Raw genomic sequence first — 22645 nt, 5'->3', positions numbered from 1 at the left:
CATGGATGATGCATCGATCTCCGGGCGCGCCCGTCTTTCGACCGCCAAGCCCGTCACCATCGCCATCCTCGCCATGGGCGGCCAGGGCGGCGGCGTTCTCTCCGACTGGATCGTGGCGCTGGCCGAGATGAAGGGCTGGGTGGCCCAGTCCACCTCCGTGCCGGGCGTTGCCCAGCGCACGGGCGCCACCATCTACTACATCGAGACGATCCCCGGCGATGTGAACCGCGAGCCGACACTGTCGCTGATGCCGACGCCGGGCGACGTGGATGTGGTGATTGCCGCCGAACTGATGGAGGCCGGCCGCTCCGTGCTGCGCGGTGTGGTCACCCCCGGCCAGACGACACTGATCACCTCGACCCACCGCTCCTATGCCGTGGCTGAAAAGGAAAAGCCGGGCAATGGCATTGCCGATCCGACGCTCGTCATCTCCGCCACGGATTTTGCCGCCAAACGCACCATCGCCTTCGACATGGAAGCGATTGCGGCGAAGAACGGCAGCGTCATTTCTTCCGCCCTGTTCGGCGCCTTCGCGGCTTCGGGCGTGCTGCCCTTCAGCCGGGAGGATTTCGAGGCGGTAATCCGCGCCGGCGGCAAGGGCATCGAGCCGAGCCTGAAGACCTTCGCGGCCGCCTATGACCACGCGCTCGAAAAGCCGAAGATCGATCCGAAGCCGAAGGCCGACAAGCATCTGCCGCCCCCGCCGGAGCGGACCGGCCATCCGGTGCTGGACGCGCTCGTTTCAAAGCTCAAGTCCAGCCTGCCGCTCTCCCTCCAGCCGATGGCCTATGCGGGTGTCAGAAAGCTCACAGATTTCCAGGATCCGGCCTATGCGGGCGAGTATCTCGACCGGCTCGCCGACCTTTTCTCCCGCGACCGCCAGTCGGGTGGCGAGGCGCACGGCTTCGCCTTCACCGCTGAAGCCGCGAAATATCTCGCCATCGCCATGGCCTATGACGATGTCATCCGCGTGGCGGACCTCAAGGTGCGCGGCTCCCGCTTCGACCGGGTGAAGAAGGAAGTGGGAGTCAAGGGTGACCAGATCCTCTACGCCACCGAGTTCATGCATCCGCGCATGGAGGAAGTCTGCGGTACCCTGCCGAAGGGCCTCGGCCGCTGGATCGAGGAAAACAAGGGGCTCTACGATTTCCTCGACCGGCGCGTGAACAAGGGCCGGCGGGTGAAAACCGGCACGATCTTCTGGTTCCTCGGGCTCTACATGGTCTCCGGCATGCGCCGCTTCCGCCGCGGCACGCTGCGCCACGCCCGCGAAATGGCCTTCACCGCCGAATGGCTGGACAAGGCCCTGGCCTTGCTTCCGAAGAATTACGCTCTCGCCGTCGAGGTGCTGAAGTGCCGCCGGCTGGTCAAGGGCTATTCCGGCACCCATGTGCGCGGGATCTCCAAGTTCGACCGGGTGCTTTCCGCCCTGCCGCTGCTCGAGGCCCGGGAAGACGGTGCCGACTGGCTCCGCCGCCTCCGCCAGGCCGCCCTTCTGGACGAGGACGGCATCGCGCTTGACGGCGCATTGAAGACGGTGGCTTCGCTTTGAGGTGAGGCGGGAGCGGGGTGCTGCGTTTCACGCGCCGCAGCCCCTCTGTCGGCATGGCGTGGAGTTTGAGGCACCGCACCCTGCTCTGCCTCGCACTACGTCGAATCTGCCGATGTGCACCCCCCTCTGTCCCTGCCGGGACATCTCCCCCTCAAGGGGGGAGATCGACATTGCGGTTTTTGGTTTCCTCAAACAACAAGCGTCTCAATTGCAGATACGTTGGCTGGGGACTGCCCTCATAAACCCCATCCCGATCTCCCCCCTTGAGGGGGAGATGCCCGGCAGGGCAGAGGGGGGGTGCGCATCTGCAAACTCGACGGTTTGCAGGGCAGAGGGGGGTCGGTGCGGCAAAGGCGTCGTGGTGCAGGGACAGAGGGGGGTGCGGTGCGGCAAACTCGACCGTTTGCGAGCCACAGACATGCCATCGGCTACCACCACCGTGCCGCGATGCGCCCCGATCCTCAGATCTCGTGGCGCCGGATATTGGTGAGGATGCGGTGGAGCACGGAGAGGAACTGCTTGTATTCCTCCTCGTCCACGCCGTCGAACATGTGCAGGAAGAGGTCGTACATGGTGGGCCAGACCTTGCCGAAGGCGGCGCGGCCCTCTTCGGTGATCGAGACATCGCGGATGCGCATGTCCTCCGCGCGCGGCTGGCGGCGGATGTAGCCCTGCTCTTCCAGCGAATCGAGCGTCCGGCTCATGGTCGACTGTTCGGTGACCGCAAAGACCGAGAGCTCGTTGATCGTCAGCGAGGGCGTCAGCGTCAGGATGGCGAGCGCCCGCATCTTGGTAGTGGTGATGTCGTGCGTCTTCAGCTCTTCCGCCAGGTTGGCGTTCCAGCGCGCCGCGATCCGGTTCATCAGATAGGGCGCAAACTGGTTGAGCCCGATCTCTCCCATGGTCGGCTGGGTTTCGTCCGCATCGCCTGGACGGCGCAAGATCCTGCCTGAAAACCGGTCTTCCATGCGGATTGTCCTGCCTTCTCGTTGGTTTCGATTACTTCAGGGAAGAGGCCAAGAGGAAACCGGAGCCGCCACCCAATCCCGGCCCGGGATGGGTCGAGGCGCCGATATGGTAGAGCCCCGGAATGTGGGTGGTGTGGTTAACAGAAGACTTGAACGGGCGCCACAGGAAAAACTGGTCGAGGCCGCAGAAGCCGCCATAGGGGTCGCCGCCGACCAGATTGACGTTCATCTTCTCGAGATCGGCCGGCGAGAAGGCGCGGCGCGCGATCACGCTGTCGCGGAAATTCTCGATCCGCTCGGCCAGCATCGCCTCGATCCGGTCCGCGTAGCGCTCGCGGATCTCCTCGGTCCACTGGCCGTCCGCGCCGATGGCGATTTCGCCCGCCGCATCCCCCTTGAGGAAGCGCGGCGCTTCGGGCAATTGCAGCCACAGCACCGCCTGTCCCTCCGGCGCGCGGCTCTTGTCGAAGGCGGTCGGCTGTCCCACGCAGACGGTGGGCTCGGCGGGCAGCAGCCCGCGTTCCGCCTCGTTCGCTGCCTTCGACACGCCGTCGAGGCCGGGCGTGAGATGAAGCAGCGCCACGTCGGCAAGCTCCGCCCCCGCCTTCCAGCGCGGCGGGCTTTTCAGCGCGTAGTGGATCTGCATGTTGCCCTTGCCGTGGCGGAACGTGGAAAGACCCTCCTTCACCGCGTCGGGAAGTGGCGCGTCCCAGGCCTTCAGCAGTGTGCCATAGAGCTGGCCGGGTGCGACCGAGCAGATCACGCCATGGATGGCACGGATCGTCTCGCCGGAGGCAAGCGTCACGCCGCCCGCGCGGCCGCCCGCGCCTTCGATGATCGTTGTTACGTCTGCTCCCGTGCGGATCGTGCCGCCATGATCGGTGATGAGCCTTTCGAAAGCCTTGACCAGGTTGGCCGCCCCGCCCTTGACGATCGGGCAGCCGGCAAGCTCGATGGCAAAGCCGATCACCTTGGCCATCTGCGCGGAATAGGCGCTTTCCGGCCCAAGCCCCGTATGCAGCACCCACGGCGCCCAGAGCGCGCGGGTGACCTCGGAGCGGTAGCTCGTTTCCAGATAGGTACGGGCCGGCGAAAGCGCCTCGCCGAACCAGCCGGCGAGATTGCGGAAACCGCGCCGCCAGGCCTCCTTCAGCACGGTCTTCGCCATGCCCCAGGACCAGAGCGAACCGCCGAGCAGCGAAAAGAGGAAGGGGGCGTCGCCGCCGAGCCTGTCCATCTCGCGGGAAAAAGCCTGGCCATCGCCCGGAGCAAGCGCCTCCATCATCGCCACGTTGCGGGCGCGGTCCATGGAGAATATCGCATGCGATCCATCAGGCCGCAGCACGCCGGTCGGCAGGGCCGCATGGGCGAATTCGAGGCCCCGGGCTTCCAGATCCTTGCCGAGCGCCCCATAGGCGGGCGAGGTGAGGAACAGCACCATGGTGGTGGCCATCACGTCATGGGTGAAGCCCGGCGCGGTCAGTTCTTCGGTCCGCAGGCAGCCGCCCAGCGCTCCGTTGCGCTCCAGAAGCGTGACCCGCTTGCCCTTCTTGGCCAGCAGCGCCGCTGCGACGAGCCCGTTGATGCCGCTGCCGACGATGACGTAATCCGGCTGTTCCATGTCCCCTCATCCTCCCTCATGCGAAGAAGCGGGGTTTTGGCCCCGCTTCCCAGTCCTTCCGAAACCTCAGCCGGCAACCAGCGCCAGCGCGCGGATCGGCGAACCGGTGCCGTTGACGAATTTCAGCGGCGCGGCGATCAGCACGGCGCCCTTCGGCGGCAGCTGGTCGAGGTGGCAGAGGCTGGCGAGGCCGTAACGGTTGGCCTTGTGCATCAGGTTGTGCGCCGGGAAGGGCGGGTTCATGCCGCCGGCGGCACCTGCATCCGTGCCGATGCATTCGGTGCCCCAGCCGATCGCGCCTTTTTCAAGGATGTATTCGATGGCATCGGGCGTCGGGCCGGGCGAATGCGGGCCGTTCTCGTCGGCATTGAGGAAGGTCGCGGCCGAGCCGTTGCGCTTGTACCAGTCGGTGCGCATCAGCACCCAGCTGCCCGGCTCGATGGCGCCATGCTTGGCTTCCCAGGCCTTGATGCCGTCCGCCGTCAGCAGGAAATCCGGGTCCTTGGCGGCTTCGGCCGAGCAGTCGATCACGTTGACGGGGGCGACGAAATTCTGCGCGGGAATGCGGTCGGTCGTGCCGTCGGCATAGTCCTTGCCGGTGATCCAGTGAACCGGCGCATCGAAATGGGTGCCGGTATGCTCGCCGAGTTCCAGCCAGTTCCACGCCCAGAACGGACCGTTCTTGTCATAGTGGGAGATATTGTGCACCTTCACTTCCGGCGTGTTCACGGCGATTTCGGGCGGCAGCTTGATGACGGGCGTGTCGGGACCGAGCGGTGCGGTCAGGTCGATGACCTTCACCGAACCGGAAAGAAGGGCGGTTGCGAGCTGTTGAAGTGCAGTGGCAGACATGGACAGTTCCCCAGTTGGCCGCCCGTCGCCGCTTTCCTCCTGCGGCATGACCTCCGGACGGCGATCGGGGGAAGCCTATGTCACAAAATATGTGGTTGCAAGTATTTTGCATGACGCGTTGCGGCGAAACGGTGGGGAGAGGATAAGCCCGGACAAACCGCCCTTGATCGCCGTCAATCCGCCCCTGCGGGGCATTTTCCTTGTGCCGGGAAGCCCGGTGGATGCTTCCGTCGCTCGCTTCGCACTTGACCGAAGGGCGAAAAATGTATGCATATGGGAATAAAGAGGGCGAGAAGATAAAAGGGAGGCAAACATGGCGGCGGTCGATGCTGTTGTCATCGGTGCGGGGCACAACGGGCTGGCTGCGGCGGTCAATCTGGCATCGAAGGGCTGGTCCGTCACGGTCGTCGAGGCGAAGGACGAGCCCGGCGGCGCGGTGAAGACCCGCGAGCTGACGCTTCCGGGCTTCCGCCACGATGTCGCTGCCATGAACCTCTCGATGTTTGCCGGCTCCGCGTTTCACGGCCAGCATGCGGGCGATCTTGCCCGCCACGGCCTCGGCTTCGTGCCGGCCGAACACTGCTTCGCCAGCATCTTCCGCGACCAGACATGGCTCGGCGTCAGCAAGAATCTCGATGTCACCACATCCCGCATCGCCGCGCTCTCGGCGCGGGATGCCGAGGCCTGGAAGGCGATGTTTGCCGAATTCGGGGCCGATGCGCCGCACATCTTCGGCCTGCTCGGCTCGCCCATGCCCTCCTTCGATGCCTTCAAGGTTCTGTGGAAGGCCTGGCGCGCCCGCGGCACGGGCTGGGTCTACGACATGGTGCGCCTGCTCCTCGCCTCGCCGCGCGATTTCCTCGATGCCCGCTTCGAGAACCAGAAGGTGAAGACCATGATGGCGGCCTGGGGCCTGCATCTCGATTTCTCGCCGGATACGGCGGGGGGCGCGCTCTTCCCCTATCTGGAATCCATGGCCAACCAGGCCTTCGGCATGGTGATCGGCAAGGGCGGCGCGTCCACGATCATCGACGGCATGGTGGGCCTCCTCACGGAAAAGGGCGGCACGGTGAGAACCGGGTCGCCGGTCGAGGAGATCGTCACGACGGGCGGACGCGCGACGGGCGTCCGGCTGGCAAGCGGCGAGGTCATCGAGGCCCGGCGCGCGGTGATCGCCAACGTGCATCCGCAGCTCGTCTTCGGCAGGCTGGTGAAGGCCGATCCGGCGCGCGCCGCATTCGACCGGAAGATCGCAGGCTTCCGCGCCGGCCCCGGCACGATGATGATCCATCTGGCGCTCGACGGCCTGCCGGACTGGACGGCGGGAGAAGAGCTGAAACGGTTCGCCTATGTCCACCTTGCCCCCGACCTGCCGATGATGGCGAAGGCCTATGCGGAAGCGGCCTCCGGCATCCGGCCGGCAGAGCCGGCGCTCGTCGTCGGCCAGCCGACCGCACTCGATCCGTCCCGCGCGCCCGAGGGCAAGCATGTGCTCTGGGTGCAGGTGCGCGTGCTGCCCGCGGAGATCGGCGGGGATGCGGCGGGCGAAATCGCCCCCGGCACCGCCTGGGCAGAGGCGAAGGAAGCCTATGCGGACCGCGTGATCCGCCTCATCGAAACCTATGCGCCCGGCCTTTCGGGGAAGATCCTCGGCCGCTCGGTCTTCTCGCCTGCCGATCTCGAGGCGGAGAACCCCAACCTCATCGGCGGCGACAATCTCTCCGGCAGCCATCATCTGGACCAGAATTTCCTCTTCCGGCCGGTTGCCGGTCACTCCCGCTACAAGACGCCGGTCACGGGGCTCTATCTCTGCGGCGCCTCTACCTGGCCGGGCGCAGGCACCGGGGCAGGCTCCGGCCACATGCTCTCCAGGATGCTCGCCGGCTGACGCCCTCCCGCCGACCTTTGACATTTAAAGCATTTCGGCTAGAGGTTGATGCAGGGGGAAGGTGAGGCGTCTGGCAGTGGAAGGGGCAAACCCCATGGATCTCGAAATCATCGTTCAGGGCGCGCAGGCCGAAAGCAAGCCGGAGCTGAAGCTCTGGCTCCGCCTGCTGTCGACCACGAAGCTGATTTCCCACGAGATCCGCCGGCGCCTGAGGGCGGAATACGGCGCGACGCTGCCCCAGTTCGACCTTCTGGCGCAGCTCTACCGCGAGCGCGACGGCTTGAGGCTGGGCGAGCTTTCCCGCCGCACCATGGTCACCAACGGCAATGTCACGGGTCTGGTGGAGCGGCTGGAGGCCGATGGCCTCGTGGTGCGCGAAACGCCCGATGGCGACCGGCGCGTGACGGTCGCGAAGCTGACACCCAAGGGGGAGGAGTTCTTCGCCGGCATGGCCGCCGCGCACGAGGGCTGGCTGCGCGACATGATGGCGGACGTCTCGCCGGAACTCATCCAGTCCATGCTCCGGGAAGTGGGGCTTCTGAAGATTTCCGCGCGCAACCATCTGTCGGGCGCGGAGGAAGAGTGACGCCGCCCGAAGGCGGCGTCCCGGTCTGGAAAGGCGGTCTATCCGCCAGGCTTACTTCACCACCTGCACGACGACGCGGGTCTTCGGATCGACGATCACCCGTTCCTGGTTGACCACCGCATAGGCATATTTCGGCTGGTCCGGAACCGGGGTGATGACCACCTTTTCCGGCAGCGGCTTGCCGACGACGATTTCCTGCTCGACCGCCACGGGGGCCGTGGGCACGGGCTGGCTTTCCACATAGGTGACCACTTCGCGCGGCGGCGGGTCGATCGCGGTGCCGACAATGGCACCGGCAACGCCGCCCACGGCTGCCCCGACGGGGCCACCCACGATGGCGCCGGTCACCGCACCGCCGGCCGCACCGTTGACGGTGCCTTCCTGGGCATGGACCGCGAAGGGAGCGGCCAGGAGGGCCGCAGAGAGAAGAATCGGCTTGATGTTCATGGTGTTTCTCCTTTGTTGGTTGGGGAGAGGCCCGTTCGGGAGCCTCCCCGGGGCATGAGCCGGCCGCGTCAGACGACGAGGATCGTGACGATCTTGTAGGAGGCCGGCTCGACGATCACGATGCGGCCGTCGGGGAGCACGAAGAACTCGTAGCCCTCATAGGCCGGTACGATCTTGATGATGCGCGCGGGCAGCGGATGAAGCTTGATCTTCTTCGGCACGACCACGCCCACCGAGACCTCGACGTCGATATCGACCGGCTCGACCTTCTCCTCGACGATCACGTTGCGGATCTCGGTCTTCTGCTCGGTGGTGATGTTGACGTTCACGTCCGCCTTGCTGTCCGTGGCGGTGGCGTCGGTGTTGCTGTCGGCGGTACCGGCATTGTTGCTGTCGGTCGTGCCGGATGGGCTGTCGGGAGAGGCGGCATCGCTGCCCGACTGGTTCTGTTCGGTGCCGGATTTCGTGCTGTCATCCGTGGTGCCGGAACCCGATGCATTCGCATCGCCGGAGCCCGTGGCGCTGCCCGAGCCGTCCGTGGAGCCGGAGGTGCCGGCCGAACCCGAGGCCGAGCCGGAGGCGCTGCCGGAGCCTTCCGTCGAACCGGAAGCGGAGCCCGAGCCGTCCGTGGAGCCGGAGGTGCCGGCCGAACCCGAGGCCGAGCCGGACGCGCTGCCGGAGCCTTCCGTCGAATCGGAAGCGGAGCCGGTGGCGTCGGTCGATCCGGAGGCGCCGGCCGAACCGGAGGCCGAGCCGTCGGTCGTGCCGGATGCCGAGCCGGAGGCATCGCTGCCGGAGGTGGCGGAGCCTGCATCCTTCTTCTGCTGCTCTTCCAGCGGCAGCGGCTGCTCCTGGGCATGGGTCAGGGCGGGTGCCAGCATGGTGGAGGCGGCAAGCACAATCGCAAGCGAGGGGGCTTTCATGCTCTTCATGATCGGTCCTTCCATTTCTTCGTTGTGTTTGTCGATTGGGGTAATCGATGCCCTCACAACGGTCCGAAGCGCTGGCCGTTCCGGACGGGGGACTTCAGGCGGGCGGCAGAGGGGCCGATGGTCCCTGGTGCAGCAGGGACTTTGGTCCCAAAGCCGCTTCCTGAAGTCCGTTCCGTCGGCTGCGGGGGAACGGGGACGGGGGCTTGCGGATTAGGCCGCCGAAAGGAGAACGACCATGAAGAACAGTGTCTACGAATCCCGCTGGCTGCTGCTGCCGCTTCCCATTCTCGTCCTGTCCATGCTGGTGATCGGAACGGCGGCGTCCTGAACGCCCCCGAATCCTGACAGCTTGTCAAATTCCAGGGCCTTCGCATCTCATTGAGGAGAAACCGGAGGGAGGGTATCCGCCGATGATCCGAAGAAGGGTGTTTCTGAGCCTTCTGGGCGCAACGCTGATCGAGCCCGCCCGCGCCCGCGCCGGCGGCAAGGGCGGCGGCCGCGGCAATGGAAATGGCGGCGGCAATGGCAACGGGGGCGGCAATGGCGGCCACGGCCAGGGCGGCAATGGCGGGGCCGGCGGCAATGGCAATGCCGGCGGTCGCGGAGCGCCTTCGGGCGCGCCAGCCGGCAGGTCCAACCAGACCGCGCGCCCCACGGTGGAGTTCGGCCCGCAATCGCTCATCGTCCGCCACCCGAACGGCATCAGCGAAGGCATCCAGAACGGGCGTTACGTCATGCGCGACCGCCGCCGGCGCCGCATCGTCGAGCGCCGCGCGACCCCTGCGGATCTGGCGCGGCTGCGGTCCTATCTGCGCTGAGCGGTCAGTGCCGTGCCGGCCGCTCCTGCTGCGGAAGCCGGCCGCGGAAGGCGAGGGCCGCCTCGGTGCGGTTCTGCACGCCGAGCTTCGCCATGATCCGCGTCATGTGGTGCTTCACGGTCTTCTCGTTGAGATCGAGCGACAGGGCGATGCGCTTGTTGCTGAGACCGGAGGCGACGAGCGAAAGCACGTCCCGCTCCCGGGCGGTCAGCTCCTCGCGATGGGCGGCCTGCGCCTGCCCGCCCGCCGGTGGCGACGTGAGGAAGAGATGGGCGGAAAGCGTCGGCGCGACATAGGTGCCGCCCCGCGCCACCACCTCGATCGCCTCGGCCAGCCCCTCCGCCCCGATACCCTTCAGCAGATAGCCACGCGCGCCGAGCCTCAGCGCCTCGCTCACATGTTCGTTGCGCTCTGAAACGGTCAGCAGCACGATTCCCGTCTCCGGCGCGCGGGCGGCAATCTCGGCCACCGCCTGCAATCCGTTGCCGGGCATGGAAAGGTCCATCAGCAGAACATCCGGGTGGAGCCGGGTCACGAGGTCCAGCGCGTCGGCGGCAGAGGCGCCTTCGCCCGCCACCTCGAATCCCGGCTGTTCGGCAAGACTTCGCCGCACGCCCTCGCGAAACAGCGGATGGTCGTCGACGATGGCTATCCTGATCATGTCATCTCCTCCGTGGGAAGGCCGAGGCGCAGCCGCAGACAGGTGCCCCGGCCGGATGTTTCGATGTCGAGGTCGCCGCCAAGTGCGGCGATGCGCTCGCGCATGCCGGTCAGGCCGATGCCGTTTTCCTGCGGGCAGGCCGGATCGAAGCCCGGCCCCTCGTCGCAGACTTCGATGGCAAGCTGGTCACCGGCGAGCGAAAGCGATACGGCCTGGCCGCGTCCGCCGGCATGGCGAAAGGCGTTGTTCAGCGCCTCCTGCACGAAGCGGTAGACGCAGATCTTCACCGAGACGGGCACGTTTTCGCCGCCCCTGACGCCGGAGAGGTCGATGCGAACGGCGGTGCCGGTCCTGTGTTCATGGGCGCGGGCAGCCCTTTCGATCACCTCGCAGAGCGCGAGATGCTCGATATGCGGCAGCACGAGCCCGCTGCAGATGCTGCGGATCTCGTCCATCGCCTCGTCGAGCCGCATCTTGATGGCGTCGAGTTCGGCCGTGCGGATCCCGGGCTCCAGCGCCGGATCGGTCAGCCGCCGGCTGCCGAGCCTCAGCGCCGCATAGGCGATCAGCTGGGCGGGGCCGTCATGCAGGTCCGCCCCGATGCGGCGCAGATGGCTTTCGTTGAGCGCAGCCGTCCGGCGCGAGGCCCTTTGCAGGCGCTCGTTCAGAAGCCGGTTTTCCGAAAGCAGCGCACTCAGCTCCTCCACCCTGGCCGCCAGTGCGCCGCTCTGCTCCTCGATGGTGCGGCTGCCCCGCACCACGATGGCCGAGAGGGTGAGGAAGATGATAGCCGCCGCGCCGGCCACCGCCATCCAGCTCTGCCGCCGGGCCGTGGCAAGGCTCGCGCGAAAATCCTCCGCCCGCTCGTAGAATTCCGACACCGCCACCACCTCGCCGGTCCAGGGCTGCAGCACCGGATTGTAGATCTCGAGAAGCGGCTTGCCCGCGTCGCGTTCGCGCCCGCTTTCGGGGTCGTCGGCCAGGCCGAGCTGCGCGACGATGGAGCCCTTCATTGCCTCGGCGAGATCCTCGTTGGGGGCAAAGGTCTTGCCCACGAGGTCCTTCTCCGTGGAATAGAGGACGAGACCGTCCGGCCGCCAGAGCCGGAAGGAAAAGATCCTGTCCTTCAGCGGCGATTGCGCGAAGGTTTCGTCCAGCGCCCGGCGGGTCACCTCGTCTATGGTCTCGCCGGTCTTCAGGTCGGGGAGGAGCGGTGCGATGAGGCCATCCACGTAAAGGGCGGTCGCCGCGGCGGAATTGCGGGTGACGGCCCTTTCGATCAGATGGCTTACCAGCGCTCCGATCACCAGCATCGCGGTCAGCCATACCACGCCACCGGCAGCCAGAAACTGCCGGGCGAGAGACTGGCTGTTCCAGAAGCCGATCAATCGCGCCATGCCTTTCATCAAGACTGTGCCTGTGTCCTTTCCCGCCGCCCGCACAACCAACACCCGCGAGCCCAAGTGGTTCCCTCAGCGCGCACCGGAGCGGATGGAAAAGCGCGCCGCAGGCACCGGTCGCCACAGTTATATACATCCTGCGTACATTTTGTATTTTTCCGTTGCGGCAGGCGGCGCGAAGCTCCATTATGCCGGCAGGAAAAGCAGGTGCGCAGGGAGACGGGCATGGAAAAGACGGATGTCATCGTTGTCGGGGCAGGCGTCGTGGGGCTGTCGGCGGCAATTTCCGCGTCGGCGCGCGGGCTGTCCGTCACGGTGGTCGATCGCGAGGGTCCGGCCGCGGGAGCGTCCGCCGGCAATGCGGGGGCCTTTGCCTTCACCGACATCCTGCCGCTCGCCTCACCCGGCATCCTGCGAAAGGCCCCGCGCTGGCTGCTCGATCCGCTCGGGCCGCTCACGGTTCCGCCCGCCTATGCGCTTCAGATCGCCCCGTGGATGTTCCGCTTCTGGCGGGCCTGCTCGCCGGAGCGCGTCGCCCATTCCACCGTCGCGCAGACCGCGCTGATGGACCTTTCCAAGGCGGAACTCGAGGGTTTCCTGGCCATGACGGGGACGATCCCCATGCTGCGCAGGGACGGCAACCTGCAGGTTTATGAAAGCGAGGCGGAATTCCGCGACTCGCTGCCCGGCTGGAAGGCGCGCGAAAACCACGGCATCGAATTCAGCCATCTCGATCCCGCGGGCATGGCGGAGATCCAGCCCGGCCTCTCGCCCCGTTTCGTGAGGGGCACCTTCACCCCCGGCTGGTACTCGATCGCCGACCCGAAGCTCTACACGCTTGCCCTTGCGGATCATTTCCGCGCGCGCGGCGGTCGCATCGAAAAGGGCGAGGTCATGGCCCTTTTGCCGACGGAGACGGGGGTGGAGCTGGCGCTGGCCGACGGCCGCCGCCTGTCCGCCGGACGCGCGGTGGTTTCCGCCGGGGCCTTCTCCCACCGCATCGCCCGCACGCTCGGCGACCGCATCCCGCTTGAAACCGAGCGCGGCTACAACACGACGCTTCCCGGCGACGCCTTCGACCTGAGGACACAGATCACCTTCGGCGGACACGGCTTCGTCGTCACGCGGCTGTCGACCGGCATCCGCGTCGGCGGCGCTGTGGAGCTCGGCGGTCTTTCGCTGCCGCCGAATTTCCGCCGCTCCGAAGCCATGCTGAAGAAGGCGCAGTCCTTCCTGCCCGGCCTGAAGCCCGAGGGTGGCGTACAGTGGATGGGCTTCCGTCCGTCGCTGCCGGACAGCCTGCCGGTCATTGCCCGTGCGCCCCGCTCCGCCCGCATCGTCTATGCCTTCGGCCACGGTCATCTCGGCCTGACCCAGTCCGCCGGCACGGCCCGGCTCGTCGCGGACCTGTTGAGCGACCGGGCACCTGCCATCGATATCGCCGCCTTCGATTGCCGCCGGTTCTGAGCCGGCGCGGGGAGGTTTGATTTCCGCGCAAAGTCCGGTATGTGCGGGAGGGCGACAAGAGGACGACGATGACCGAAAAGAGCCCCGCATCCCCCGCCATCACCGAGCGCAAGAGAGGCTCGGGCGTCAAGATGGTCTATGACATGCTGCGCGACGAGATCCTTGATCTCAAGCTGGCGCCCGGCAGCCCCGTGGACGAGATGCAACTGGCCGAGCGCTTCAGGATCTCGCGCACGCCGATCCGCGAAGCCCTGGTGCGGCTGGCGGGGGAGGGGCTGATCGAGACCCTGCCGAACCGCTCCACCATGGTCTCGAACATCGATTTCCTCAATCTCAATCCCTTCTTCGATGCCATGGTGCTGATGTACCGGGTGACCACCCGTCTCGCCGCCCAGCATCACCGCCCGGAAGACCTCGCCGTCATCCGCGACCATCACGAGGCCTATGCGGCGGCCGTCGCTGCCCGGGACGCGCTCGCCATGATCGCCACCAATGCCGAGTTTCATGCGGCGATTGCCGAAGCCGGGCGCAACTCCTATTTCACCGGCCTCTTCCGCCGCCTGCTGGACGAGGGACGCCGCATCCTGCGCCTCTACTACAACTCCTACGGCGAGGAGTTTCCCGGACGCTTCGTCGAGGAGCATGCGCGGCTGATCGCCCTCATCGAGGCCCGCGATGCCGAGGGCGCGGACCGGATGGCGCGCGAGCACGCGGAGCAGATCGTGCTGCAGGTGCAGCAGCTCTTCAGCCGCAAGGACCCGCTCAACCTTTCGCTCTGATCTTCCCTGTCGCAGCCCGGACGGGCTTGCCGCAGGGGATTCCGTGTGCTGCATTTTTCTTGTCGACAAGAAAAATGCAAGATGCTATGAAGGCTTCATCGCAGGCCGGCAGCTTCATGCGCATGCCGCAGCCAATGAGCCATCGAGAGGAGACTGACGTGAAATCCAGCATCTTTACCGGCGTGATCCCGGCCCTCATGACGCCCTGCAAGGCGGACCGCACGCCCGATTTCGACGCCCTGGTCGCCAAGGGCCGCGAACTCGTTGCCGCCGGCATGGCGTCGGTCGTCTATTGCGGCTCGATGGGAGACTGGCCGCTGCTCACCGATGCCCAGCGCATGGAAGGCGTGGAGCGCCTGGTCAAGGCGGGCCTGAAGGTCATCGTCGGGACCGGCGCCGTCAATACGGTCATGGCGGTTGCCCATGCGGCCCATGCCCAGAAGGTCGGCGCCCACGGCCTGATGGTCATCCCCCGCGTGCTGTCGCGCGGCCCGTCCATCGCGGCCCAGAAGGCCCACTTCAAGGCGATCCTCTCGGCAGCGACCGATCTGCCGGCCGTCATCTACAACAGCCCCTATTACGGCTTCGCCACCCGCGCCGATCTCTTCTTCGAACTGCGCCGCGAGCATCCGAACCTCGTCGGCTTCAAGGAATTCGGCGGTCCGGCCGACATGCGCTATGCCGCGGAAAACATCACCAGCCGTGACGACGACGTCACGCTGATGGTCGGCGTCGATACCGCCGTCTTCCACGGCTACGTGAACTGCGGTGCGGCCGGCGCCATCACCGGCATCGGCAACGTGCTGCCGAAGGAGGTGCTTCACCTCGTCTCGCTCTGCGAGGCAGCCGCCGCGGGCGATGCGAAGGCGCGCGTCCGGGCGCTCGAGCTCGAGCAGGCGCTTGCCGTCCTTTCCTCCTTCGACGAAGGTCCGGATCTCGTTCTCTTCTACAAGCATCTGATGGTGCTGACCGGCAATCCGGAATACACGCTGCACTTCAACGAGACGGATGCCCTGTCCGACAGCCAGCGCGGCTTTGCCGAAAAGCAGTATGCGCTCTTCCGCGCCTGGTACGACAACTGGTCGAAGACGCTCTGAGGCAGGGCGAGGCAACAATACGGGCAGGGGCGGGGATGCGGATGGCGTCTCCGCCCTTTCCGCATTCAGGCAATTGGATTGCTCATTTCCCCGTGGCCTCGGCCACGGCGCGGTTGAGATCGTGCTCGGTGAAGGGTTTTGCAAGCCAGGTCACGCCCTCGAGCTTCAGTCCCGCCTCCTGCGAATAGCCGGTCGCCAGCACGCAGGGCAGGCCGGGCCGGTGGCGCCGCACCTCCTCGATCAGCTCCAGCCCCGTCATCTTCGGCATGGACTGGTCGCTGACCAGAAGGTCGAAGGACGGGTCGCTCGCCAGCATGTCCAGCGCCTTGGGCGCGGATGTCGTCTGCTCCACGTGATGGCCGAAGCCCTCGAGCATCAGCACCGTGTTCAGCAGCACCAGCGGATCGTCGTCGACGGCAAGCACCTTGAGATGCCTTTGCCGGCCGGGCAGGCGCGTGTCGCCCTTTTCCGGCTTGCGCACCACGGGCTGTTCCTCGGCAAGCGCCGGAAGCCACAGCTCCGCCCGCGTGCCGCGTCCCGGCTTCGAATGCAAGAGCAGCCGGCCGCCCGACTGCTCCATGAAGCCATGCACCATCGACAGGCCGAGGCCTGTGCCCTTGCCGATCTCCTTGGTTGTGAAGAAGGGCGTCGTGGATTTCTCCAGCGTTTCCTGATCCATGCCGATCCCCTCGTCGGAGACGAACAGGCACACATAGGACCCGGGCCGGAGCGGTGGCCCTCCCTCCGGCGCGTCGGAAATCTCGGTTGCCTTTGCCCCGAAGCGCATCCGCCCGCCATGGGGCATGGCGTCCCGGGCATTGACGGCGAGGTTGAGAAGCGCGCTCGTCAGCTGGTTCACGTCGGAGCGCACGCGCGGCAGGCTGGAGGGGATGCGCGCCTCGATGGAGATGCCCGGGCCGATCGTCCGCTCCAGCATGACCTTTACCTCGCGCGCCAGCTGGTTCAGGTCGACGGGCTCCAGATTGAGATCCTGCTTGCGGGAGAAGGCGAGCATCTGCCGCGTGAGGGCAGCGCCCCGATTGGCCCCTTCGAGTGCATTGGCAATCAGCTGCGCGGTCTTCTCGTCGTCGGGGAGGTGCCGCCTGAGAAGCTCCAGGCTGCCGGTGATCGCCATCAGCAGGTTGTTGAAATCATGCGCGATGCCACCCGTCAGCCGGCCGAGCGCCTCCATCTTCTGCGCCTGGAACAGCTCCTCGCGGGCCTGGTCGAGGGCGCGCTGGGCCTCGCGCTTTTCGGTGATGTCGCGGGTGACCTTGGCGAAGCCGACGACCGAACCCATCTCGTCGCGGATGGCATCGATCACCACGCTCGCCCAGAAGCGGGTGCCGTTCTTGCGCACGCGCCAGCCTTCCGTTTCGAAACGGCCGGTCTTGTAGGCCACGGCCAGCGCCTGCCGGGGAATGCCGGCCTCGATGTCCTCGGGGGTGTAGAAGCGGGAAAAGCTGGTGCCCACCACCTCCTCGCGGCTGTAGCCCTTGATGCGCTCCGCGCCGGGGTTCCAGGTGGTGATGTCGCCGTTGAGGCCGAGCATGAAGATCGCATAATCGATCACCCCGTCCACCAGCACGCGGAACTGGGTTTCGCTGAGCCGCAGCTCCGCCTCGATGCGCTTCTTGTCGGTCAGGTCGCGGGTGATCTTGGCAAAGGCAATCAGGTGGCCGTCCGGCCCGCGAATGGGGTCCAGCACCACATGCGCCCAGAAACGGGTGCCGTCCTTGCGCACGCGCCAGCCTTCGTTCTCGAAGCGCCCCTCGCGTTCGGCGATCTGCAGCGCCCGGGCCGGCAGGCCCACATGACGGTCTTCGGGCGTATAGAAACGGGAGAAATGGCTGCCGAGGATCTCCGGCGCGCGATAGCCCTTGAAGCGCTCGGCGCCGCTGTTCCAGCTGATCACCCGACCGGTCGTGTCGAGCATGTAGATGGCATATTCCTTGATGGCATCGACGAGGAGCCGGTAACGCCCCTCCACGAGAGCCATCCGGCTGTCCAGCAAATCCCGATCGCCCTGCATGCCAACTCCCCTCGAACCGGATACAAACGCCGCGAGCGGCAAAATGTTCCCCCGCGGGTCGCGCCGGCTGGCGAAAGAAAAACCCCCGCGGCAGGGCCGGCGGGGGTTTTCGTGTCCTGCGGTCGAGGGCGGCTGGCCTCACTCGGCGTCCGCGTTCCTCAGCGTCTCGAGCGTCGGCATCGAGGTGATGTTGTAGCCGGAATCCACGTAATGGATCTCCCCGGTCACCCCGCGCGACAGGCCGGAAAGCAGGTAGAGCGCGGAGGAACCCACGTCCTCGATGGTCACCGTGCGGCGCATCGGCGAGTTCTTCTGCTGCCAGGAGAGCATGGCGCGTGCGTCCGAGATGCCGGCGCCTGCGAGCGTGCGGATCGGCCCTGCTGAAATGGCGTTCACACGCAGGCCGCGCGGACCGTAATCGGCGGCGAGATAGCGGACGGAGGCTTCGAGCGCGGCCTTGGCCACGCCCATCACGTTATAGTTCGGCATCACGCGCATGGAGCCGCCATAGGTGAGGGTGAGCATGGAGCCGCCCTCGTTCATGATGGCGGCGGCGCGCTTGGCCACTTCCGTGAAGGAGAAGCAGGAGATCACCATGGTGCGGGTAAAGTTGTCCCGCGTGGTGTCGGCATAAAGCCCCTTCAGCTCGTTCTTGTCGGAAAAGCCGATGGCATGCACGACGAAGTCGATGCCGCCCCAGCGCTCCTTCAGCGCCTCGAAGACCTGGTCCACCGAGGCGAGGTCTTCCACGTCGCACTGGAGGAGGAAGTCGGAGCCGACCTCGGCCGCCAGCGGCTTCACCCGCTTGCCGAGCGCCTCGCCCTGGTAGGTGATGGCGAGTTCCGCGCCTTCCGCCGCGAGCGCCTTGGAAATGCCCCAGGCGATCGAGTGATTGTTCGCGACGCCCATGATGAGGCCGCGTTTCCCCTGCATCAGTTGTGCCATGCCCCGTTACCCGTTGTAGCGCTGGAAGACCAGCGTCGCGTTTGTCCCGCCGAAACCGAAGGAATTGGAAAGCGCCGTGTCGATCTTGGCATTGTCTATGCGGCTGCGCACGATCGGCACGCCCGCAAATTCCGGATCGAGCTCGGCGATGTGCGCGCTCTCGCCGATGAAGCCCTCCTGCATCATCAGCAGCGAATAGATCGCCTCCTGTGCGCCCGCCGCACCCAGCGAATGGCCGGTGAGCGACTTGGTGGACTGGATGTGCGGCATCTTCTCGCCGAACACTTCGCGGATGGCCCCGATCTCCTTGGAGTCGCCGACCGGCGTCGAGGTGCCGTGGGTGTTGATGTAATCCACCTCGCCCTTCACGGTCGAAAGCGCCTGGCGCATGCAGCGCACCGCGCCCTCGCCCGAGGGAGCGACCATGTCGTAGCCGTCGGAGGTCGCGCCGTAGCCGACGAGCTCGGCATAGATCTTCGCCCCGCGGGCCTTGGCATGCTCCAGTTCTTCCAGCACCAGCACGCCCGCACCGCCGGCGATCACGAAGCCGTCGCGCGAGACGTCATAGGCGCGCGATGCCGTCGCCGGCGTGTCGTTGTACTTGGAGGACATGGCACCCATGGCGTCGAAGAGGTTCGACATCGACCAGTCGAGATCCTCGTGACCGCCGGCAAAGACCATGTCCTGCTTGCCCCACTGGATCATCTCCGCGGCATTGCCGATGCAGTGCGCCGAGGTGGAGCAGGCCGACGAGATCGAGTAGTTCACGCCATGGATCTGGAACCAGGTGGCGAGCGTCGCCGACGCCGTGGAGGACATGGCCTTCGGCACGGCAAACGGGCCGATGCGCTTCGGCGAGTTGTTCTTCTGGGTGATTTCCGCCGCCTCGATGATGGTGCGGGTGGAAGGACCGCCCGAACCCATGATGATGCCGACGCGTTCCTTCTTGGCGTAGTCCGCTTCCTCGAGGCCCGCATCGGCGATCGCCTGCTTCATGGCGACATGGTTCCACGCGCCGCCCTGCGACAGGAAGCGCATGGCGCGGCGGTCGACGAGTTCCGTCGGGTCGAGCGTCGGCCGGCCCCAGACCTGGCAGCGGAAGCCATGCTCGGCAAAATCGTTGGAGAACGAAATGCCGGACTTGGCATTGCGCAGCGAGGCGGTCACTTCCGCAGCATCGTTTCCGATCGAGGATACAATGCCCAGACCCGTAACAACTACCCGTCTCATCATGGGAACCTTTTCTTTCGTTTCGTCAGTTGGATCGCCGTTTCAGATGTGGTCTTCGCGGCGATCCGGCAAGTGTCAGGCCTTGGAAAGCCCGACGCGCAGGTCGGTGGCCTGGTAGATCGGCTCGCCGTCGGCCTTGAGCACGCCATCGGCGGTGCCGAGCACGAGGCGGCCGCGCATCACGCGCTTGAAGTCGATCTCGTACTGCAGCAGCTTCGTCTCCGGGCGCACCATGCCCTTGAACTTCACTTCCCCCGTGGAAAGCGCCATGCCGCGTCCCGGTTCCCCGAGCCAGCCAAGGAAAAAGCCCGTGAGCTGCCACATGCCGTCGAGGCCGAGGCAGCCGGGCATGATCGGGTTGCCCTGGAAATGGCAGGGGAAATACCAGTCGTCGGGGCGTACGTCGTATTCGGCGCGGATGAATCCCTTGTCGTGCAGGCCGCCCGTCTCGGAAATCTCGGTGATGCGGTGAACCATCAGCATGGGCGGCAGCGGCAGCTGCGCATTGCCGGGGCCGAACAATTCGCCGCGGCCGCACTGGAGGATTTCCTCATAGGTATAGCTGGATTGTCTGGTTCCCATGGACACCGTTTTCCTTGAATGCGTAATGATGATCTGTCCCTGCTCTAAAGCAAGATTAAGCCAAAATGAAGCGCAACAATGGTCGCGGCGGGCGGCATCCGGGGCCTGCCCACGCTTTTTTCGCGGTTTGTCCGGCCGATGCTTGCGCCGGAGCGGCGCTTTTCAAGGGCTTTCCGGGGCATTTTGTCCGGCGGCGCTCTATTGAAAGGCGCCCCGCCTGCCGTTATATGCTTGAGGGATAAAGGACATGTGACATGGATGCGCGCCATCCGGTTCAAAAAGGAGACGAAATGACGGCCACTGCCCCTGCGACAGCGGAAATGCGGCTTCGCCGCTCGGGCCTCCGCCCGACCCGCCAGCGCATCGCGCTCGCCGATCTCCTCTTTGCCAAGGGCGACCGGCACCTGACCGTCGAGGAACTGCACGAGGAGGCGGTTGCCGCCGGCGTGCCGGTTTCGCTCGCAACCGTCTACAACACGCTGCACCAGTTCACCGAGGCCGGCATGATCCGCGTTCTGGCGGTGGAAAGCGCCAGGACCTATTTCGACACCAATGTGTCGGATCATCACCACTTCTTCGTCGAGGGCCGCAACGAGGTGCTCGACATCCCCGTCTCCAACATCACCATCGGCAATCTCCCCGATGCGCCCGAGGGCATGGAAATCGCCCATGTGGACGTGGTGATCCGCCTGCGCCCGAAACAGGCCTGAGGCGCGGCCTCTCCCTCACATCACGTCGTCGGGATGACGGCCGGGACGCGCCTTGTAGGGCGGGAAGGTCCAGCCGAAGGCAAGCGCGCCGCCCCGCACCCCGAAAGCCAGGATCGCACCGGCCAGCGAGGCCAGCCAGAGCGGCGCCCCCATTTCGGACGACAGGGTAAAGAGTGCGGCTCCCGAGAGGGCCGCCGTGACATAGATTTCCGGCCGCAGAAGCACCGAAGGCTCGTTGGCGAGAATGTCGCGCAGGATGCCGCCGAAAGCCGCCGTCATGGTGCCCGTCACGATCGCCACCGTCGGCGAGGCGGTGGCCGCCAGCCCCTTGGCGGCGCCCATCACGCAATAGGCGGAAAGCCCGATCGCATCCAGCCAGACGAGCAGCCGGTAGCGGGATTCGAAGAGGTGCGCGGTGAAGAACACCAGCACGCCCATGGCGACGCAGACCACCACATAGGTGGGCCGCATGACCCAGAACACCGGCGCCTGACCGAGGATGAGGTCGCGAAGCGTTCCTCCGCCGATCCCCGTCACGGCCGCAAGGAACAGGAAGCCGATGAGATCGAGCTCCTTGCGCGAGGCCGCAAGCGCCCCCGTGGCGGCGAAGACGGCGACGCCGGAATAGTCGAGGAATTCGAGGAGCGACATCGGCTTCATCCCCTTGCCGGTGAGCCTGGGTCCGGACAGGGCCGGAAACGGCATTTTGATGGGATTAAGTCCCCCGCCGGCGCTGCCCTGTCAAGGGCGGCGCAAGCTCGCCTGTTCATGGTCCCTTGCATATCCAGGATCGCTCGGGCCTTGCCATGTATCTCAGAAAAGCCATCGCCGCCCTCGCGGGCGCGCTTCTCGCCACCATTCCGCTGATCGCGGATGCCCAGCAGCAGCTGGTGCAGGACCCCGAGCGCTTCGAGCGGCAGCATTTCTCGGAAATCTGCCAGAAGGCCATGTTCGACGACGGCTTTGCCAAGCGGCTCGACATCAACAATGACGGGCTGATGGACATGGTGATCGACGAGGGCAAGATCACCTGCGACGGGCAGGGCCAGTACCTGTGCAACGAGGAAGGCTGCCCCTCCAACTACTATGTCCAGGTGAAGGAAGGCGGCTACATCCTCATCGCCACCGCCCGCATCTATGGCTATGACTTCAAGATGCGCTTCGGCAACATGGTCTTCGTGTTCAGGATGCACCCGCGCTACTGCGACCGCACCGAAGGCGATCCGTGCGAGATGACGGTGCGCGTGCGCGGCACCCGCTTCGTCACCATCAACAGGAAATAGGCTTCACGGCGCGGGAAACAGGCTTTCCTGCCGGCCCACCAGGTAATTGCCCGCAAGCCCCGACCATTCCCTGAGCGCGGTGGTGAGCAGATCGGCATTGACCATCGGCTGGCCGGGATCGAGCGTCAGGCCCGTCTGCCCGTCCGTCCGGTAGTCGGTCGGCCAGGGGATGACCGCAACGCCCGTCGTGCGGAACATGCCCACGGCGCGCGGCATGTGGAAGGCGGAAGTGACGAGCAGGCAGGGGCCCAGATTGTCCCGCCGGATGATCGCCGCGCTGTTGACCGCATTCTCGTAGGTGTTGCGCGATCTCGGCTCGATGATCAGCCTGCCGGTCTCGATGCCGAAATCGGCGAGCAGGCGGCGCGCCACGGTGCCGTCGTCCTCGAAGCGGGGCACGAGGCGTCCGTCGCCGCCCGAAACCAGGATCTTCGCCTCCGGGAGGAGACGCGCGAGCCGCAGCATTTCCACGAAGCGGTCGCCGGAATCGTTGAGATGCCATCCGCCCCTTGCGGTGGAAATCTCGTTCTCGAACCCGCCGCCGAGCACCAGGATGCAGCCTGCGGAGGGCGCAGGCGCCGGGCGCGGGAAGCGGCTTTCCAGCGGCTCGATGAGGAGGGCGCCGAGCGTGGTGAAGAGGCTGAGGAAAAGCAGCGTTGCCGCCGCAAGGCCGCCCGCCCATTGCAGGCGCCGGAAACCGAAGACGCCCGCCGCAAGTGCGGCGAGCGTCAGGCTGAAAGCCAGGCTCAGCGGCTGCATCAGCAGCCAGTAGAGCTTCGAGACGACGAACATTCC

General features: G+C 66.1%; 22 protein-coding genes. 9 read left to right on the top strand and 13 right to left on the bottom strand.

Annotated features, from left to right (window positions below):
• The first annotated feature begins 1 nt into the window (after window position 1).
• Entirely contained in the window at window positions 2-1552 is a 1551-nt protein-coding gene (locus GGR23_RS15360) for an indolepyruvate oxidoreductase subunit beta family protein (protein ID WP_183367184.1), read from the top strand.
• 461 nt (window positions 1553-2013) lie between these two features.
• Here the strand turns inward: GGR23_RS15360 and GGR23_RS15355 are convergent, their stop codons facing one another.
• The 3 genes from GGR23_RS15355 to GGR23_RS15345 form a co-directional block, all read right to left on the bottom strand.
• Window positions 2014-2520 carry a MarR family winged helix-turn-helix transcriptional regulator gene (locus GGR23_RS15355; RefSeq protein ID WP_183367183.1) on the bottom strand — a complete coding sequence of 169 codons (507 nt, stop codon included), beginning with the start codon at window positions 2518-2520 and terminating at the stop codon, window positions 2014-2016.
• A gap of 31 nt (window positions 2521-2551) precedes the next feature.
• Window positions 2552-4141, bottom strand: coding sequence for a phytoene desaturase family protein (locus GGR23_RS15350; protein ID WP_183367182.1), 1590 nt, complete (start codon window positions 4139-4141; stop codon window positions 2552-2554).
• A gap of 66 nt (window positions 4142-4207) precedes the next feature.
• A complete protein-coding gene (locus tag GGR23_RS15345; RefSeq protein WP_183367181.1) occupies window positions 4208-4993 on the bottom strand; it encodes a cyclase family protein in 786 nt (261 codons plus the stop codon).
• 313 nt (window positions 4994-5306) lie between these two features.
• Between GGR23_RS15345 and GGR23_RS15340 the strand changes: the two genes are divergently transcribed.
• Together GGR23_RS15340 and GGR23_RS15335 are read left to right on the top strand one after the other, a co-directional pair.
• Window positions 5307-6881: a phytoene desaturase family protein gene (locus tag GGR23_RS15340; RefSeq protein WP_183367180.1), complete on the top strand. Its 1575-nt coding sequence runs from the start codon at window positions 5307-5309 to the stop codon at window positions 6879-6881.
• A gap of 94 nt (window positions 6882-6975) precedes the next feature.
• Window positions 6976-7467 carry a MarR family winged helix-turn-helix transcriptional regulator gene (locus tag GGR23_RS15335; RefSeq protein ID WP_183367179.1) on the top strand — a complete coding sequence of 164 codons (492 nt, stop codon included), beginning with the start codon at window positions 6976-6978 and terminating at the stop codon, window positions 7465-7467.
• 51 nt (window positions 7468-7518) lie between these two features.
• On the opposite strand, the gene GGR23_RS15330 is transcribed toward GGR23_RS15335, so the two are convergent.
• Together GGR23_RS15330 and GGR23_RS23475 are read right to left on the bottom strand one after the other, a co-directional pair.
• A complete protein-coding gene (locus GGR23_RS15330) occupies window positions 7519-7914 on the bottom strand; it encodes a DUF1236 domain-containing protein (RefSeq protein WP_183367178.1) in 396 nt (131 codons plus the stop codon).
• Between the two features lie 68 nt (window positions 7915-7982).
• Window positions 7983-8846, bottom strand: a complete 864-nt coding sequence (locus GGR23_RS23475) for a DUF1236 domain-containing protein (RefSeq protein ID WP_183367177.1) — start codon at window positions 8844-8846, stop codon at window positions 7983-7985.
• A 410-nt stretch (window positions 8847-9256) separates the two neighbouring features.
• On the opposite strand from GGR23_RS23475, the gene GGR23_RS15320 reads away from it, so the two are divergent.
• Window positions 9257-9664 (top strand): hypothetical protein, encoded by a 408-nt coding sequence (locus tag GGR23_RS15320; protein WP_183367176.1) that lies wholly within the window; start codon window positions 9257-9259, stop codon window positions 9662-9664.
• Window positions 9665-9668: 4 nt separating this feature from the next.
• Here GGR23_RS15320 and GGR23_RS15315 read toward each other — a convergent pair whose 3' ends face one another.
• Both GGR23_RS15315 and GGR23_RS15310 read right to left on the bottom strand, forming a co-directional pair.
• Window positions 9669-10325 (bottom strand): response regulator, encoded by a 657-nt coding sequence (locus GGR23_RS15315; RefSeq protein WP_183367175.1) that lies wholly within the window; start codon window positions 10323-10325, stop codon window positions 9669-9671.
• Window positions 10322-11722, bottom strand: coding sequence for a sensor histidine kinase (locus tag GGR23_RS15310; RefSeq protein WP_183367174.1), 1401 nt, complete (start codon window positions 11720-11722; stop codon window positions 10322-10324). Before GGR23_RS15310 ends, GGR23_RS15315 begins: the two co-directional genes overlap by 4 nt.
• Window positions 11723-11950: 228 nt before the next feature.
• On the opposite strand from GGR23_RS15310, the gene GGR23_RS15305 reads away from it, so the two are divergent.
• From GGR23_RS15305 to GGR23_RS15295, 3 genes are all read left to right on the top strand, one after another.
• Window positions 11951-13192, top strand: coding sequence for an NAD(P)/FAD-dependent oxidoreductase (locus GGR23_RS15305; protein WP_183367173.1), 1242 nt, complete (start codon window positions 11951-11953; stop codon window positions 13190-13192).
• 68 nt (window positions 13193-13260) lie between these two features.
• Window positions 13261-13971 (top strand): GntR family transcriptional regulator, encoded by a 711-nt coding sequence (locus tag GGR23_RS15300; RefSeq protein ID WP_183367172.1) that lies wholly within the window; start codon window positions 13261-13263, stop codon window positions 13969-13971.
• 158 nt (window positions 13972-14129) lie between these two features.
• Window positions 14130-15068, top strand: coding sequence for a dihydrodipicolinate synthase family protein (locus GGR23_RS15295; protein WP_183367171.1), 939 nt, complete (start codon window positions 14130-14132; stop codon window positions 15066-15068).
• A gap of 82 nt (window positions 15069-15150) precedes the next feature.
• On the opposite strand, the gene GGR23_RS15290 is transcribed toward GGR23_RS15295, so the two are convergent.
• The 4 genes from GGR23_RS15290 to fabA form a co-directional block, all read right to left on the bottom strand.
• Window positions 15151-17100, bottom strand: coding sequence for a hybrid sensor histidine kinase/response regulator (locus GGR23_RS15290; protein ID WP_246365559.1), 1950 nt, complete (start codon window positions 17098-17100; stop codon window positions 15151-15153).
• A gap of 138 nt (window positions 17101-17238) precedes the next feature.
• Window positions 17239-18045, bottom strand: a complete 807-nt coding sequence (gene fabI, locus GGR23_RS15285) for an enoyl-ACP reductase FabI (protein ID WP_183367170.1) — start codon at window positions 18043-18045, stop codon at window positions 17239-17241.
• A gap of 6 nt (window positions 18046-18051) precedes the next feature.
• Entirely contained in the window at window positions 18052-19275 is a 1224-nt protein-coding gene (gene fabB / locus GGR23_RS15280; protein ID WP_183367261.1) for a beta-ketoacyl-ACP synthase I, read from the bottom strand.
• A gap of 75 nt (window positions 19276-19350) precedes the next feature.
• Window positions 19351-19857, bottom strand: coding sequence for a 3-hydroxyacyl-[acyl-carrier-protein] dehydratase FabA (fabA, locus tag GGR23_RS15275; RefSeq protein WP_183367169.1), 507 nt, complete (start codon window positions 19855-19857; stop codon window positions 19351-19353).
• Between the two features lie 290 nt (window positions 19858-20147).
• On the opposite strand from fabA, the gene irrA reads away from it, so the two are divergent.
• Window positions 20148-20567 (top strand): iron response transcriptional regulator IrrA, encoded by a 420-nt coding sequence (gene irrA, locus GGR23_RS15270; RefSeq protein ID WP_183367168.1) that lies wholly within the window; start codon window positions 20148-20150, stop codon window positions 20565-20567.
• A gap of 15 nt (window positions 20568-20582) precedes the next feature.
• On the opposite strand, the gene GGR23_RS15265 is transcribed toward irrA, so the two are convergent.
• Window positions 20583-21218, bottom strand: a complete 636-nt coding sequence (locus GGR23_RS15265; RefSeq protein WP_183367167.1) for a trimeric intracellular cation channel family protein — start codon at window positions 21216-21218, stop codon at window positions 20583-20585.
• Window positions 21219-21373: 155 nt separating this feature from the next.
• On the opposite strand from GGR23_RS15265, the gene GGR23_RS15260 reads away from it, so the two are divergent.
• Window positions 21374-21850: a hypothetical protein gene (locus tag GGR23_RS15260; RefSeq protein WP_183367166.1), complete on the top strand. Its 477-nt coding sequence runs from the start codon at window positions 21374-21376 to the stop codon at window positions 21848-21850.
• A 3-nt stretch (window positions 21851-21853) separates the two neighbouring features.
• On the opposite strand, the gene GGR23_RS15255 is transcribed toward GGR23_RS15260, so the two are convergent.
• Complete coding sequence (locus GGR23_RS15255) at window positions 21854-22642, bottom strand: YdcF family protein (protein WP_183367165.1); 789 nt, start codon at window positions 22640-22642, stop codon at window positions 21854-21856.
• Window positions 22643-22645 lie beyond the last annotated feature (3 nt).

Origin of the sequence: Gellertiella hungarica, assembly GCF_014197145.1 — a bacterium.
Taxonomy (GTDB): Bacteria; Pseudomonadota; Alphaproteobacteria; order Rhizobiales; family Rhizobiaceae; genus Gellertiella; species Gellertiella hungarica.
The sequence above is the reverse complement of the archived record's forward strand: the minus strand, read 5'-3'. Positions and strand labels throughout refer to the sequence as shown.